Consider the following 14,104-nt stretch of genomic DNA (forward strand, 5'->3'; position numbering starts at 1 on the left):
CCTGGCCGACTGCAACGGAGCGCCGCGCAGTGGAAGAAGAGCCGGGACCCAGCGCAAGGGACTGCCGAAGGCACTTCGATGAGCCTTCGCTGCCGCGCAGCGGAGGCGTGTAGCGCTGGTCGCGGGGTGACGGCTTCGCCGGAGCTTTGCGCTGGGTCCCGGATCTGCGTTCCGGCTTCGCCGTCACTTGTCCAGGACAAGTGCGTCCCGCTCGCGGAATCCCTCTGCGCACACTACGTATTGCCGGTGTCCAAGCGCGAACTCGGGGCCGGCGCTGCCCTGCCCGACATCTTCCTGAACTGGTTCGCCGCGCGCGGATGGGCGCCGCGGGCGCACCAGCTGGATTTGCTCGCCCATGCGCGGGCGGGGAAATCCACCCTCCTCATCGCCCCTACCGGCGCCGGCAAGACACTGGCGGGTTTCCTCCCCTCCCTCGTGGAGCTGAGCGAAGGGCGCAACCCGAAGCGCAAGCCGGGCGCGGCCGGGCGCGCGCCGCCGGAAAAAGCCTCGCCGCTGCACACGCTCTATATCTCGCCGCTGAAAGCGCTGGCGGTGGACATCGCCCGAAACCTGGAGACGCCCATCTCCGAGATGGGACTTCCCATCCGCGTGGAAACCCGCACCGGCGACACCCCGTCTTCGCGCCGCCAGCGGCAAAGGCGCGATCCGCCGGACATTCTCCTGACCACGCCAGAGCAGATGTCCCTGCTGCTCGCGTCCAAGGATGCCGAGTATCTCTTCTCCGGCCTCAGGCGCGTGGTGCTGGACGAGTTGCACGCTCTGGTGACGTCGAAGCGCGGCGACCTGCTGGCGCTGGCGCTGGCGCGGCTGCGCAAGATCGCGCCCGGACTGCAGACGGTTGGCCTCTCCGCCACGGTGGCCGAGCCGGACGATCTTAGGCGCTATCTGGTGGGGCAGAATCCCGAGCCCCCTCTCCCTTTGCACGACGTGCCTCCTCCCCCCTTGCGGGGGAGGACTGGGGAGGGAGGTGAAACGGGTGTCGCCTGGAACCCCGCGAGAGGACCAAGCGGAGAAATACCCCCCTCCCCAGCCCTCCCCCGCAAGGGGGGAGGGAGCAAAGCGCGTGGGGCGGGAAGCGATCCCGGCCCCCTCGCCGATCTCGTCATCGCCACGGGCGGGGCGGCGCCGGACCTGTCCATGCTGGAGACGCAGGTGGCCATGCCCTGGGCCACCCATACGGCGCTCCATGCGCTTCCCGAGGTCTACGGGCTCATCAAGGCCCACAAGATGAGCCTTGTCTTCGTCAATACGCGCTGGCAGGCGGAATTCCTGTTCCAGGAGCTGTGGCGCATCAATGACGATAATCTGCCCATCGCCCTCCACCACGGCTCGCTGGACGTGGAGCAGCGTCGCCGCGTGGAAAGTGCCATGGCGGCGGGGCTGCTCAGAGCGGTGGTCTGCACCTCCTCCCTCGATCTCGGCATCGACTGGGGGGATGTCGACCAGGTGATAAACGTGGGCGCGCCCAAGGGCTCGTCCCGCCTCATGCAGCGCATCGGCCGCGCCAACCACCGCCTCGACGAAAGCTCCCACGCCGTGCTCGTGCCGGCCAACCGCTTCGAGGTGCTGGAATGCCGTGCCGCTCTGGAAGCGGTGCGGGCGGGCGCGCAGGACACTCCCCCGGAGCGCACCGGGGCGCTGGACGTGCTTGCCCAGCACGTGCTCGGCATGGCCTGCGCCGAACCCTTCTCCTCCGAGGCGCTCTACAATGAGGTGCGTTCCGCCGCGCCCTATCGGCACCTCTCATGGGAGGATTTCGAGCAGGTCGTCGATTTCGTCGCCACCGGCGGCTACGCCCTGCGCGCCTATGAGCGCTACGCCAAGATCCGTCGCACCAAGGACGGGCTGTGGCGCGTGGCCAATCCCATGGTGGCGCAATCCTACCGGCTGAATGTGGGCACCATCGTCGAGGCCACCATGATCAAGGTGCGCCTCGTCTCCGCGCGTGGCGCCTCCAAGACCGGCGTTGCCGGCCGGCCACGCTATGGCGGCAAGATGCTGGGCGAGGTGGAGGAATATTTCGTCGAGACCATGGTGCCGGGCGACACCTTCGTCTTCGCTGGCGAGATCCTGCGCTATGACGTGATGGTTGAGGACGAGATCTACGTCTCCCGCTCCACCGCCACCGAGCCCAAGGTGCCGTCCTACGAGGGCGGCAAGTTCCCGCTCTCCACCTTCCTCGCGGCCGGCGTGCGCGCGCTGCTCGCCGCGCCCGAGCGCTGGAAGACCCTGCCCCGGCAGGTGCGCGACTGGCTGGAGCTTCAGCGCGCCCGCTCCCGCCTGCCGCGGCGCACGGACCTGTTGGTGGAGACCTTCGCCCGCGCCGGGCGCTTCTATCTCGTCTGCTATCCCTTCGAGGGCCGCCTCGCCCACCAGACCCTCGGCATGCTGCTGACCCGCCGCCTGGAGCGGGCGCGGCTGAAGCCCCTCGGCTTCGTCGCCAACGACTACGCCATCGCCGTCTATGCGGCGGGCGACATGGGCGCGGCGGTGAAAGACGGGCGGCTCTCCCTGGACGCTCTGTTCGACGCCGACATGCTGGGCGACGACCTGGAGGCGTGGCTTGCGGAGAGCGCCCTCATGAAGCGCACCTTCCGCACCTGCGCGGTGATTGCCGGCCTCATCGAGCGGCGCTTTCCCGGCAAGGAGAAGACCAAAAGGCAGGTCACCGTTTCCACCGACCTCGTCTATGACGTGCTCCGCCGCCACGAGCCGGGGCACGTCCTGCTGCGCGCCGCGCGCGCCGACGCCGCCACCGGCCTTCTGGACGTGCGGCGCCTCTCCGACATGCTCATGCGGGTGAAGGGCCACATGGTCCACCAACCCCTGGAGCACGTCTCGCCCCTCTCGGTGCCGGTGCTGCTGGAGATCGGCCGGGAGAGCGTGGGCAGCGTGGAGACCGCCGAGGCACTGCTGGCGGAGGCGGAGGAAGACCTTGTGCGGGAGGCCATGGGGTAGAGCGCACGCGCAGCTTGTCCCGTGCCAGCGCCTTGCTCGATGCGCCCCGCAAAAAATTTCGATCTATCCTAAAAAAATTCGGCCACGCGCAATCCTCACGTGCCAGATTGGCGGCCAGCGCCGGCAAACAGTTCGGCTGGGGAACTGGGATCTATGACTTCGACGACGGAGCGCGAGGCCGGCAACGCGGCGCTCGACAAGAAAGCGTGGCTCGCATCCCACGATGACGGGCTCCACCAGGGCCTCGGCCGGCGCCAGGTGCAGATGATCGCCATCGGCGGGGCCATCGGCACCGGCCTGTTCCTCGGGGCCGGAAGCCGGCTCGAGGCGGCGGGCCCCTCCCTCGCTCTGGTCTATCTGGTGTGCGGCGCCTTCGCCTTCCTCATCCTGCGGGCGCTGGGCGAACTGGTGCTGCACCGGCCGAGCAGCGGCAGCTTCGTCTCTTATGCCCGCGAGTTCCTGGGCGAGCGGGCATCCTATGTGGCGGGGTGGCTCTATTTCCTCAACTGGGCCATGACCGGCATCGTCGATATCACCGCGGTCGCCCTCTACATGCATTACTGGGGCATGTTCGCGGACACGCCGCAATGGGTGTTCGCGCTTGTGGCCCTGTGCATCGTCACGGGCATGAACCTCATCAGCGTGAAGTATTTCGGCGAGATGGAATTCTGGTTCGCCGTCATCAAGGTCGGCGCGCTCAGCCTGTTTCTCATCGTCGGCACCGCCATCCTCGGGTCCGGCATGGGGGTCGCCGGCCACCCGACCGGCTACCATCTCATCACCGACAATGGCGGCATGTTTCCCCACGGCTGGCTGCCGGCTTTGGTCCTGATCCAGGGCGTGGTGTTCGCCTATGCCGGCATCGAGCTCATCGGCATCGCCGCCGGCGAGACCAAGGACGCCAGGGCCATCCTGCCCAGCGCCATCAACGGTGTCATCTGGCGCATCGCGCTGTTCTATGTGGGCTCCGTGGTGCTGCTTGTGTGCCTCCTGCCCTGGACCCAGTACCGGGCCGGCGAGAGCCCGTTCGTCACCTTCTTCGCCGCTCTGGGTGTGCCGGGCATCGGCAGCGCCATGAATATCGTGGTGCTCACGGCCGCCATGTCGAGCCTCAATTCCGGGCTTTACTCCACCGGCCGCGTGCTGCGCTCGCTGGCCATGGGCGGCTCCGCCCCGTCCTTCCTCTCCCGCCTCAACTCCCACTCCGTGCCGTTCGCCGGCATCATGGTCACGGTCACCATCTATGCGGTGGGCGTGGTGTTGAACTATTTCGTGCCGTCTCGCGTGTTCGAGATCGTGCTGAACATCGCGTCCCTGGGGATCCTGTCCACCTGGGCCTTCATCGTGGTCTGCCAGATCAAGCTGCGCCAGGCCATCGCGCGGGGCGAGGCGGAGCCGGTTTCCTTCCGGATGCCCGGGGCACCGTTCACCTCCTGGCTGACCCTCGCCTTCCTCGCCGGCGTGCTGGTGCTCATGGCCTTCGACTATCCCAACGGCACCTTCACGGTGGCGTCCATCCCCGTGCTGGCGGTGCTCCTCGCGCTCGGGTGGCACCTGCTGCGCCGCAACAACCCGACCCTCCTGCGGCCGACCATTCCCTCCGTGGTGCTGACCCAGAAAATCCTGGAGAGCGGGCCGGATTCGCGGCCCTGACAGGGCTGCTCCATGCCTTCGGCGGAAGGGAAGGTGCTTCCGCCGGTCGGAATTTTATTCTTGCTGCACTGCAGCGCCGGTGCCATTGGGGAACGCACCTGCGCCACAATCACGGCGAAGACTGTGGTTCGCCACCCACCGGCAGACGGCATGGACGACGTCACCCAACAGCTTTCCCGGCTCTATGAGGACACCCCGGTCCTCGTCGCCGCCTATGACGGGCAAGACCGGCTGCGCTATGCCAACCGGGCCTTCAGAGCGGCCTTCTTCATTGCCGAGGGCGAGAACACCTCCTGGGCCGAGATCATGCGGCGCAATGTTGCGGCGCGGCAGGGCACCATCATCCAGAACCCGAATTTCGAGGAATGGCTGCTCTCCGCCCAATCGCGGCGGGGAAAAATGCCGTTCCGGGCGTTCGAGACCGACCTTCATGACGGCCGCTGGTTCTGGATGACCGAGACGGTGCAGAGCGACGGCTGGATGCTCTGCATCGCCAGCGACATCACCAACATGCGCCCCGACGAGCGCGCGGTGCGCCAGGACCGCGACTTCGCCATCAAGGCCTCGAACACCGACGATCTGACCGGCGTCGCCAACCGCCGGTTCGTCACCGCCCGCATGGAGGACATGCTGCGGCGGGAGGCCCCGTCGGACTGGGTGCTGGGCTGCATCTGCGTGCTCGACCTCGACAATTTCAAGTACATCAACGACCGCCACGGCCATGTGGCGGGCGACCTGATCCTGCGCGACTTCGCGCGCCGCATCCACGACCAGGTGCGCCGGACCGACTGCTTCGGCCGCGTGGGCGGAGAGGAGTTCGTGCTGGTGCTGCCGGATACCCCGGTCCCGGCAGCGGCGCTGATCGTGGAGAGAATGCTGGCCACGGTGCGCGCCTCGCGTCCGCTGCCGGAGCTGGCCGATTTCGCCTACACCTTCTCCGCCGGCATCGCGGCAGGTGCCGCCGGAGACACGCCGAGCACCCTCTATGCGCGGGCCGACCGCGCGCTCTATTCCGCCAAGCTCGCCGGGCGCAACCGCATCCATCTGGATGAGCGCAGCGAGGCACAGGCGGCGGCAACTGCGGTGTGAGCCCCGGGGGGTTATCCCCCGAACAGCAGCTTCACGAAGGTGCGGAAGGCCAGCACCTGCCGCTCCAGGCGGTGGGGGTCGTTCAGCGTCTTGGACATGATGATGCCGCCGTCCACCACGCAGGAGAGCATGTCGGCGATGTCCCCAAACTCCACCTTCTCCCGCGGCGGGTGGACGGCGGCGATCTCCTCGATGATGGCGCGGAAGCGGGCGTTCCAGCTTTCCACGGAGCGCGCGGTGAGTTCCCGCACCTCCCGGTCATAGAGCCGCTCCTGGTAGCAGATGGAGGCGATGAGGCAGCCGGGATGGCCCGAGGGCAGGTCCACCATCACCTCGGCCAGCAATTTCAGCGAGATGAGGAAGGCTTGCAGCGGGTCATCGGAGAGCTCCCGGCCGCGGGCGAAGATCTCATCGAACAATCTGTCATTGGTCTCCACATAGCGCTTCACCATCTCCCGGGCGAGCTGGTTCTTGTCCTTGAAATGATAGAAGAAACCGCTCTTGGTGATGCCCGCTTCCGAGATCACCTCGTCGATGGAGGTGGCGCCGAAGCCTTTCGCCAGCACCGAGGCCTCGGCGATTTCCAGGATGCGCTCGCGTGTCTTCGCGCCCTTGCTGGCCTGCAACGTCATGGCCCGTCTCGCCCGAAACTGTACCGCCGGTACGGTTTTGTGAGAGCACGCATAGCATAGCCTGCGCTTCCCTCACATGCCGTTACGGCATGAAGCCTTGGGACATAAGCCTTTTCAAGGCATTCGCCGCTGCTGGACCGCAAGCTTTCTAGCCGCGCGGGGCCGGTTCCGGCACAAAACGTCATCCCTCGCGCCGGCCCGAATGGAGCGGCGAGGACACTTCCACAGGGGAGACACAGGATGTCGAGCGCCACAGCCAAGTATCGCCACGCCCTGCCGCTGTTTGATGGCGGCACCTTCCTCACCGATGGCGGCCTGGAGACCAGCCTCATCTTCCATCAGGGCGTGGACCTGCCGCACTTCGCCTCCTTCGTCCTTCTCGACAGCGAGGACGGCCGCGCGAAGCTGCGGGCCTATCACGAGGATTATCTCGCCATCGCCAAGGCGCGCGGCACCGGCTTCGTGCTGGACAGCGCCACCTGGCGGGCCAATGCGGACTGGGGCGCCCTGCTCGGCTATGACGCGGCGGCGCTCCGGCGCGTGAACCACGTCGCCATCGCGGAGTTGGAGCGGCTGCGCGCCAAGTGGGAGAGGCCCTCGACCCCGTGCGTCATCTCCGGGGCCATCGGCCCGCGCGGCGACGGCTACAAGGCCGGCAAGATGGATGCGGCGGAGGCCGAGGCCTATCACGCGCCCCAGATCGCCGCCTTCGCGGACAGCGCGGCGGACATGGTCTCCGCCTTCACGCTGACCAATATCGACGAGGCCATCGGCATCGCCCGCGCGGCGAAGGCACTCGGCATGCCCTGTGTCGTCTCCTTCACGGTGGAGACGGACGGGCGGCTCGTCACCGGCAGGAGCCTGCGCGAGGCCATCGAGACCGTGGACCGGGAAACCGGCGCCTATCCCATCTACTACATGATCAACTGCGCCCACCCGACCCATTTTGAAGGGGCGCTGGAGGCCGGGGAAGCCTGGGTGAAGCGCATCCATGGCGTGCGCGCCAACGCCTCCGCCAAGAGCCATCAGGAGCTGGACGAGAGCGAGACGCTGGATGCCGGCGACCCCGTGGATCTGGGCGCCCGCTACCGCGCGCTGCGCAAATCCTTCCCCACCATGCGGGTGCTGGGCGGATGCTGCGGCACGGACCATCGCCACGTGGCCGCCATCTGCGAGGCGTGCCTGCCGCCCGTGGCGCTGAGCGCGTGAGGATCATTGCTCTCCGAATCCCCTCTCCCGCTTGCGGGGGAGGGGGCAGGTGGCCCGCCCCGTCCCCGCTTGCCATATAGAAAGGGGGCCTTATTGTTTCGCCCAACTGCTCTGGGGGAAACATCCATGTCCGCTCTGTTCACGCCCTGGTCCCTGCGCTCACTCACCCTCGACAACCGCATCGTCATTGCCCCAATGTGCCAGTATTCGGCCAATGAGGGCACGGCGACCGACTGGCACTTCATTCATCTCGGCAATCTCTCCCAGTCCGGCGCGGGCCTGCTGATCCTGGAGGCCACCTCCGTGGAGCCCGAAGGGCGCATCTCGCCCGAGGATCTCGGCCTGTGGTCGGACGAGAACGAGGCGGCGCTGGCCGATCTCATCCCCCGCCTGCGCGCCTGGTCGCCCATGCCCCTCGGCCTCCAGATCGCCCATGCGGGCCGCAAGGCCTCCACCTATGCGCCCTGGAAGGGCGGCGGACAGGTCTCCGTGGACGACGGCGGCTGGGTGCCGGTGGCGCCCTCCCCTCTGCCGTTCCGCAATGCGGACGTGGCCCCCATCGCCCTCGATGCAGAGGGCCTCGCGCGGGTGAAGGCGGGCTTCGTGGAGACGGCGAAGCGCGCCATGCGCGTCGGCTTCGACATGGTCGAGATCCACTCCGCCCATGGCTACCTCTTGCACCAGTTCCTCTCGCCCCTCTCCAATGCCCGCACGGACGAGTATGGCGGCTCGCTGGAGAACCGCATGCGCTTCCCGCTGGAGGTGTTCGAGGCGGTGCGCGCGGCGGTTCCCGAGGACAAGCCCATCTTCGTGCGCGTCTCCGCCACCGACTGGGTGGAAGGCGGCTGGGAGATCGAGCAGTGCGTCGCCTATACGAAGGAATTGCAGAAGCGCGGGCTTGACGCCATCCACGTCTCCTCCGGTGGCCTCTCGCCGGCCCAGCAGATCCCGGTGACGCCCGGCTATCAGGTGTCGTTCGCCGAGCGCATCAAGGCCGAGACCGGGCTTCCCACCCTGGCGGTCGGCCTCATCACCGATCCGACCCATGCGGAGGAGATCCTCACCACCGGCAAGGCGGACGCCATCGCGCTGGCGCGCGGCATCCTCTACGACCCGCGCTGGCCCTGGCACGCGGCGGCCAAGCTCGGCGCCTCGGTGCATGCGGCGAACCAGTTCCTGCGCTGCCAGCCCTCGGGGCTGAGGCAGTTGTTCAAATAGGATACGCGGGCTCCGCGATACTACGGCCTGAAAGCGAGCGTTGTGCCCCCTCTCCCCGCGGGGGAGAGGGCTGGGGTGAGGGGGAACCACCCTCTCCAATCCTGAAACGCCGGAGCCCCCTCACCCGGCTGCTACGCAGCCGACCTCTCCCCCTCGGGGAGAGGTGAAAAGCCTATCCGTCCGGGTCTTCAGGCAAAGCCTCCTTGAAGGGGAGAAGGTCAATAACGCCCCACCCCCGCTTGCCGCGCGCCGCGAGATGGGCATTATCGCCTCATGCTCGCGCGTTCCGATTCCGTTCCCACCGCACCCGTGCCGCTCCACGGCGCGGAGGTGGTTCTCGACCCCCTGGGCGCGCTGGTCTGGCCGGCGGAGCGGCTGCTGGCGGTGGCGGACCTGCATCTGGAGAAGGGCTCGGCCTATGCCCGGCGCGGGCAGATGCTCCCGCCCTACGACACGGCGGACACTCTGGCCCAGATCGAAGCCCTCATCTCCCGCTGGAACCCGGCCACCGTCATCGCTTTGGGCGACAGCCTGCACGACCGCTGGGGCGCGGAACGCCTGCATCCCACAGCGCTCGGGCGGCTGAATGCGCTGCAGAGCGGGCGCGACTTCATCTGGATCGCCGGCAATCACGACCCCGAGCCGTCCCCGCTGCTGGGTGGGGAATGGGCCGTGGAGGCCCGCATCGGCGCCCTCACCTTCCGGCACGAGCCCCGCGCCGAGCCGCTGGACGGGGAGGTAGCAGGCCATCTCCACCCGTCTGCGCGGCTGCAGGTGCGTGGCCGCACCATCAGGCGGCGCTGCTTCGCCACCGACGGGCAGCGCATGGTGCTGCCGGCGCTTGGCGCCTATGCGGGCGGCCTCAATGTGCGCCATCCCGCCTTGGCCGGGCTGTTTGCCGGCCGCTTCGAGGCGCATATGCTGGGGCGGGAGCGGACCTACAGGGTCGAGGTCCGCGCCTGCCTGATGGATTAAGGGCGCGGCCCAAGCGCCCTTTCTTTCTCACGCTTCCCGCGTGCGCACCCATTCGATGATGCCGGAAAAGTCCTTGCCCCCAAAGCCTTCCTCCTCGAAGGCCGCATAGAGCGCCGTGGCTGCAGCGCCCAGAGCGGTGGCGGCGCCGGCATGTTGCGCCGCATCCTGGGAGAGCTTGAGATCCTTCAGCATAAGCGCCGTGGCGAAGCCGGGCTTGTAGTCCCGGTTGGCGGGGCTGGTGGGAAGGGGGCCGGGCACCGGGCAATTGGTGGTGAGCGCCCAGCACTGGCCGGAGGAGGTGGAGGCCACGTCGTAAAGCGCCTGATGGGAGAGGCCGAGCTTCTCGCCCAGCACGAAGGCCTCGCACACGCCGATCATGGAGATGCCGAGGATCATATTGTTGCAGATCTTCGCCGTCTGGCCCGCGCCGGCATCCCCGCAATGGACGCTCTTGCGCCCCATGGCGGCGAGCAGCGGCTCGGCCTTTGCGAAAGCTCCAGCAGTGCCGCCGCACATGAAGGTGAGCGTTGCGGCCTCGGCACCCATGACCCCGCCGGACACCGGCGCGTCCAGACTCTCATGGCCGGCCGCGTCCGCCGCCTTGTGGAAAGCATGGGCGGAGGCGACGTCGATGGTGGAGCTGTCAATGAACAGGGTGCCCGGCCGGGCGGCCTTGAACAGGCCCTCGACGGCGCCCAGCACATGTTTCCCGCTGGGCAGCATGGTGACGACCACGTCCACGTCCGCCACGGCCTCCGCCGCGCTCGCGGCGATGGTAAGGCCCCGCGCTTTCGCCCCTTCGATGGCGGGCGGAGAGAGATCGAAGCCAATCACCTCGTGCCCCGCCTTGACGAGGTTCGCGGCCATGGGTGCGCCCATGTTCCCGAGCCCGATAAAGCCGACCTTGGCCATGAACGCCTCCCGTTGGTTGATTCTTCAGTTCCCTCGCGCCACCAGCGCCCGGGAGATGATGACCCGCATGATCTCGTTGGTACCTTCCAGGATCTGGTGGACCCGGAGGTCCCGCATGATCTTCTCGATCCCGTAATCGGAGAGGTAGCCGTAGCCGCCGTGCATCTGAAGCGCCTGGTTCGCCACCTCGAAGCCCGTGTCGGTCACCACCCGCTTCGCCATGGCGCACAGGCGCGTCGCCTGCGGGTCGGCCCGGTCGAAGGCGGAGGCCGCGCGCCAGAGGAAGGTGCGTGCCACCTCCAGGTCCGTCTCCATGTCCGCGAGGCGGAATTGCAGGGCCTGGAACTCGTTCAGCGCTTTGCCGAACGCCTTGCGATCCCGCATGTAGGAAACCGCCTTCTCGAACGCCGCCTGCGCCCCGCCGAGCGAGCAGGCGGCGATGTTGAGGCGCCCGCCATCGAGACCCGCCATGGCGAATTTGAAACCGTCGCCCTCGGCGCCGATCCGGTTTTCCACGGGCACCCGGCAATTCTCGAAGATGACGGCGCGGGTGGGCTGCACCTTCCAGCCCATCTTCTTCTCATTGGCGCCGAAGGAGAGGCCTGGGGTCCCCGCCTCCACCACGATGGCCGAAACGCCGCCGGCCCCCGGCCCGCCCGTGCGGGCCATCACCACATAGAGGTCTGCCGAGCCGGCGCCTGAGATGAACTGCTTCTGGCCGTCGAGCACATAATGGTCGCCATCGCGCACCGCCCGCGTCTTCAGCGCGGCGGCGTCCGAGCCCGCTCCCGGCTCAGTGAGGCAATAGGCGGCGATGTGCTCCATGGTGCAGAGCTTGGGCAGGACACGCTGGCGCAGCTCATCCCCGCCGAAGCGGTCGATCATCCAGGCGGCCATGTTGTGGATGGACAGGAAGGCGGACGTGGCCGGGCAGCCGGTGGCGAGCGCCTCGAAGATCAGCGCGGCGTCGAGCCGGGTCAGACCGGAGCCGCCCACATCCTCCTTCACATAGATCCCGCCCATGCCAAGGGCGGCGGCGGCGCGGAAGGTGGGGATGGGGAAGACCTGCTCCTCGTCCCATTGCGCCGCATAAGGCGCGATCTCCTCGCGGGCGAAGTCCTGCGCCATTTCGCGGATGGCGCGCTGATCCTCAGAGAGCTCGAACATGTCAGGCGCGCCATTCGGAAAGGGGGACAATGTGACGGCCGTAAGTGCTGCCGGCGAGCTTGCGAATGAGCCGTGCGTCTGCGGTCACAAGCGGCAAGTCCAGGCGGCGTGCGCTCTCCACATAGAGGCAGTCATAGATGGGATGGTCGAGGGCCCAGGCCATGCGAAGCGCCGCGCCAAGAAGATCGTCCGTATCGAAGAGAATGGCGATATAGCCCGCCAGAAATTCAAGCGCCTCGACACCTGTGTCGGCGGAGATTTCCTTGCGACGCACCTTCTTCCAGACGGCATTGGCGACCTCCCCTAGGATGAGCTTGGGGGCGCGTATTTCGCTCGCGCCTTGCAGGAGGCGGAGGGCGCTCTCGACGTCCTCCTCCTTCACCAGCCATTTCACCGCGACGCTGGCGTCGACGACGACGGTGCCACTCATTCAAGGCCTTCTCGGATCTCTTCCAACGTGAGAGGCCGCGAAACCTTGAGCGTCTTGGCGTGCAGATACCGGGTCACCGCCACCCGCTCCTCGGGCGTATAGGGCCGGTTCTTCTCCAGGAGATTGCGGATCTCCTGCTCCAACGAATGCCCGTTGCGCTTCGCGCGCTCCTTGAAGACCTTGATGGTTTCCTCAGGGATATTCCTGATCAGCACCTGGGCCATGACGATCTCCTCGCCTGCAATCTCGTGCTATCAAAAATGATAGCACGAGACGCCGGATGCAAGAAGTTCAGCTCATGGTGGGGATGACGAACTCCGCCCCGTCCTTCACGCCGGAGGGCCAGCGGGAGGTGACCGTCTTGGTCTTGGTGTAGAAGCGGATGCCGTCCGGCCCGTGCTGGTTGAGGTCGCCGAAGCCCGAGCGCTTCCAGCCGCCGAAGGTGTGGTAGGCGATGGGGACGGGGATCGGCACGTTGATGCCCACCATGCCCACATTCACCTTGGAGGCGAAATCGCGCGCCGCATCGCCGTCGCGGGTGAAGATGGCGACGCCGTTGCCGTATTCGTGCTCGGTGGGAAGGCGCAGGGCCTCCTTATAGTCCTTGGCGCGCACCACGGAGAGGACCGGGCCGAAGATCTCTTCCTTGTAGATGCGCATGTCGGCCGTCACATGGTCGAACAGGCAGCCGCCCATATAGAAGCCGTTCTCATAGCCCTGGAGCTTGAAGCCGCGCCCGTCCACCACGAGCTTGGCGCCTTCCTTGACGCCGATGTCCACGTAATTGGTCACCCGGTCCAGCGCTTCGCGGGTCACCAGCGGGCCGAAATCGGCGGTCATGTCCGTGGACGGGCCGATCTTCAGGCCCTCGACGCGGGGAATGAGCTTTTCCATGAGCTTGTCGGCCGCCGCCTCGCCCACGGGCACGGCCACGGAGATGGCCATGCAGCGCTCGCCGGCGGAGCCGTAGCCGGCGCCGATGAGGGCATCCACCGCCTGATCCATGTCCGCGTCAGGCATGACGATCATGTGGTTCTTGGCGCCGCCGAAGCCCTGGCAGCGCTTCCCCGTCGCCGCCGCGCGGGAATAGATGTAATGGGCGATGGCGGAGGAGCCGACGAAGCCCACCGCCTGGATGTCCGGATCGTCCAGGATGCCGTCCACGGCCACCTTGTCGCCGTTCACCACATTGAGGATGCCGGCGGGCAGGCCCGCTTCCATCATCAGCTCGGCGAGCGCCATGGGCACGCCGGGATCGCGCTCGGACGGCTTCAGGATGAAGGCGTTGCCGCAGGCGATGGCCGGGCCGAACTTCCACATGGGGATCATGGCCGGGAAGTTGAACGGCGTGATGCCGGCCACCACGCCCAAAGGCTGGCGCATGGAATAGACATCGATGCCGGACCCGGCGCTGTCGCTGAACTCGCCCTTCAGGAGATGGGGGATGCCGCAGGCGAACTCGATGACCTCCAGGCCGCGCTGGATGTCGCCCTTGGCGTCGGGAATGGTCTTGCCGTGCTCGCGGGCAAGCAACTCGGCGAGGGCGTCATAGTCCCGCTGCACCAGCTCCAGGAACTTCATGAGGATGCGCGCGCGGCGCTGCGGGTTGGTGGCGGCCCAGGCCGGCTGCGCCGCCTTGGCATTCTCCACCGCCGCCCGCATTTCCTCGGCGGAGGCGAGCGCGAGGCGCCCCACAACCTCGCCCGTCATGGGCTGCCAGATGTCGCTGAAGCGGCCGGACGTGCCGGGCACGTGCTTGCCGCCGATGAAATGGCCGACCTCGCGCATGATGCGTATCCCTTCGGAGCGTTTCGCAGTTTTTTGTGAGTTGTCTATTGGC

The 14,104-nt window shown here is 67.3% G+C and carries 12 protein-coding genes; 6 read left to right on the forward strand and 6 right to left on the reverse strand.

What is annotated here, in order from left to right:
* Positions 1–240 precede the first annotated feature (240 nt).
* The 3 genes from ABLE91_RS09115 (at position 241) to ABLE91_RS09125 (ending at position 5,721) form a co-directional block, all read left to right on the forward strand.
* Positions 241–2,979: a ligase-associated DNA damage response DEXH box helicase gene (locus ABLE91_RS09115; RefSeq protein WP_348930481.1), complete on the forward strand. Its 2,739-nt coding sequence runs from the start codon at positions 241–243 to the stop codon at positions 2,977–2,979.
* Between the two features lie 153 nt (positions 2,980–3,132).
* A complete protein-coding gene (gene ansP / locus ABLE91_RS09120) occupies positions 3,133–4,632 on the forward strand; it encodes an L-asparagine permease (protein WP_348930482.1) in 1,500 nt (499 codons plus the stop codon).
* A gap of 150 nt (positions 4,633–4,782) precedes the next feature.
* Positions 4,783–5,721, forward strand: a complete 939-nt coding sequence (locus ABLE91_RS09125; protein WP_348930483.1) for a sensor domain-containing diguanylate cyclase — start codon at positions 4,783–4,785, stop codon at positions 5,719–5,721.
* Between the two features lie 11 nt (positions 5,722–5,732).
* Here the strand turns inward: ABLE91_RS09125 and ABLE91_RS09130 are convergent, their stop codons facing one another.
* Positions 5,733–6,353 (reverse strand): TetR/AcrR family transcriptional regulator, encoded by a 621-nt coding sequence (locus tag ABLE91_RS09130; protein WP_348930484.1) that lies wholly within the window; start codon positions 6,351–6,353, stop codon positions 5,733–5,735.
* A gap of 240 nt (positions 6,354–6,593) precedes the next feature.
* Here ABLE91_RS09130 and ABLE91_RS09135 point away from each other — a divergent pair, with 240 nt between their 5' ends.
* From ABLE91_RS09135 to pdeM, 3 genes are all read left to right on the forward strand, one after another.
* On the forward strand, positions 6,594–7,562 hold the full coding sequence (locus ABLE91_RS09135) for a homocysteine S-methyltransferase family protein (protein ID WP_348930485.1): 969 nt from the start codon (positions 6,594–6,596) through the stop codon (positions 7,560–7,562).
* Positions 7,563–7,688: 126 nt separating this feature from the next.
* Positions 7,689–8,780: an NADH:flavin oxidoreductase/NADH oxidase gene (locus tag ABLE91_RS09140; protein WP_348930486.1), complete on the forward strand. Its 1,092-nt coding sequence runs from the start codon at positions 7,689–7,691 to the stop codon at positions 8,778–8,780.
* Positions 8,781–9,053: 273 nt separating this feature from the next.
* Positions 9,054–9,755: a ligase-associated DNA damage response endonuclease PdeM gene (gene pdeM, locus ABLE91_RS09145; RefSeq protein WP_348930487.1), complete on the forward strand. Its 702-nt coding sequence runs from the start codon at positions 9,054–9,056 to the stop codon at positions 9,753–9,755.
* A gap of 27 nt (positions 9,756–9,782) precedes the next feature.
* Here the strand turns inward: pdeM and mmsB are convergent, their stop codons facing one another.
* From mmsB to ABLE91_RS09170, 5 genes are all read right to left on the reverse strand, one after another.
* The gene (gene mmsB / locus ABLE91_RS09150; RefSeq protein ID WP_348930488.1) at positions 9,783–10,667 is read right to left on the reverse strand and encodes a 3-hydroxyisobutyrate dehydrogenase; all 885 of its coding nucleotides are present in this window, start codon (positions 10,665–10,667) and stop codon (positions 9,783–9,785) included.
* Positions 10,668–10,691: 24 nt separating this feature from the next.
* Positions 10,692–11,834: an isobutyryl-CoA dehydrogenase gene (locus ABLE91_RS09155; RefSeq protein ID WP_348930489.1), complete on the reverse strand. Its 1,143-nt coding sequence runs from the start codon at positions 11,832–11,834 to the stop codon at positions 10,692–10,694.
* Position 11,835: 1 nt separating this feature from the next.
* Complete coding sequence (locus tag ABLE91_RS09160) at positions 11,836–12,264, reverse strand: type II toxin-antitoxin system VapC family toxin (RefSeq protein ID WP_348930490.1); 429 nt, start codon at positions 12,262–12,264, stop codon at positions 11,836–11,838.
* Positions 12,261–12,488, reverse strand: a complete 228-nt coding sequence (locus tag ABLE91_RS09165; protein ID WP_348930491.1) for a FitA-like ribbon-helix-helix domain-containing protein — start codon at positions 12,486–12,488, stop codon at positions 12,261–12,263. Before ABLE91_RS09165 ends, ABLE91_RS09160 begins: the two co-directional genes overlap by 4 nt.
* A gap of 67 nt (positions 12,489–12,555) precedes the next feature.
* Positions 12,556–14,052, reverse strand: a complete 1,497-nt coding sequence (locus tag ABLE91_RS09170) for a CoA-acylating methylmalonate-semialdehyde dehydrogenase (RefSeq protein WP_348930492.1) — start codon at positions 14,050–14,052, stop codon at positions 12,556–12,558.
* Positions 14,053–14,104 lie beyond the last annotated feature (52 nt).

The sequence above is a fragment of the Aquabacter albus genome, assembly GCF_040049275.1.
Classification (GTDB): Bacteria; Pseudomonadota; Alphaproteobacteria; order Rhizobiales; family Xanthobacteraceae; genus Aquabacter.

Excerpts from the sequence above, each read along its gene's own strand:
- ansP (WP_348930482.1), top strand. The coding sequence starts at position 3,133 with ATGACTTCGACGACGGAGCGCGAGGCCGGCAACGCGGCGCTCGACAAG.
- ABLE91_RS09125 (WP_348930483.1), top strand. The coding sequence starts at position 4,783 with ATGGACGACGTCACCCAACAGCTTTCCCGGCTCTATGAGGACACCCCG.
- ABLE91_RS09130 (WP_348930484.1), bottom strand. The coding sequence starts at position 6,353 with ATGACGTTGCAGGCCAGCAAGGGCGCGAAGACACGCGAGCGCATCCTG.
- ABLE91_RS09135 (WP_348930485.1), top strand. The coding sequence starts at position 6,594 with ATGTCGAGCGCCACAGCCAAGTATCGCCACGCCCTGCCGCTGTTTGAT.
- ABLE91_RS09140 (WP_348930486.1), top strand. The coding sequence starts at position 7,689 with ATGTCCGCTCTGTTCACGCCCTGGTCCCTGCGCTCACTCACCCTCGAC.
- pdeM (WP_348930487.1), top strand. The coding sequence starts at position 9,054 with ATGCTCGCGCGTTCCGATTCCGTTCCCACCGCACCCGTGCCGCTCCAC.
- mmsB (WP_348930488.1), bottom strand. The coding sequence starts at position 10,667 with ATGGCCAAGGTCGGCTTTATCGGGCTCGGGAACATGGGCGCACCCATG.
- ABLE91_RS09155 (WP_348930489.1), bottom strand. The coding sequence starts at position 11,834 with ATGTTCGAGCTCTCTGAGGATCAGCGCGCCATCCGCGAAATGGCGCAG.
- ABLE91_RS09160 (WP_348930490.1), bottom strand. The coding sequence starts at position 12,264 with ATGAGTGGCACCGTCGTCGTCGACGCCAGCGTCGCGGTGAAATGGCTG.
- ABLE91_RS09165 (WP_348930491.1), bottom strand. The coding sequence starts at position 12,488 with ATGGCCCAGGTGCTGATCAGGAATATCCCTGAGGAAACCATCAAGGTC.
- ABLE91_RS09170 (WP_348930492.1), bottom strand. The coding sequence starts at position 14,052 with ATGCGCGAGGTCGGCCATTTCATCGGCGGCAAGCACGTGCCCGGCACG.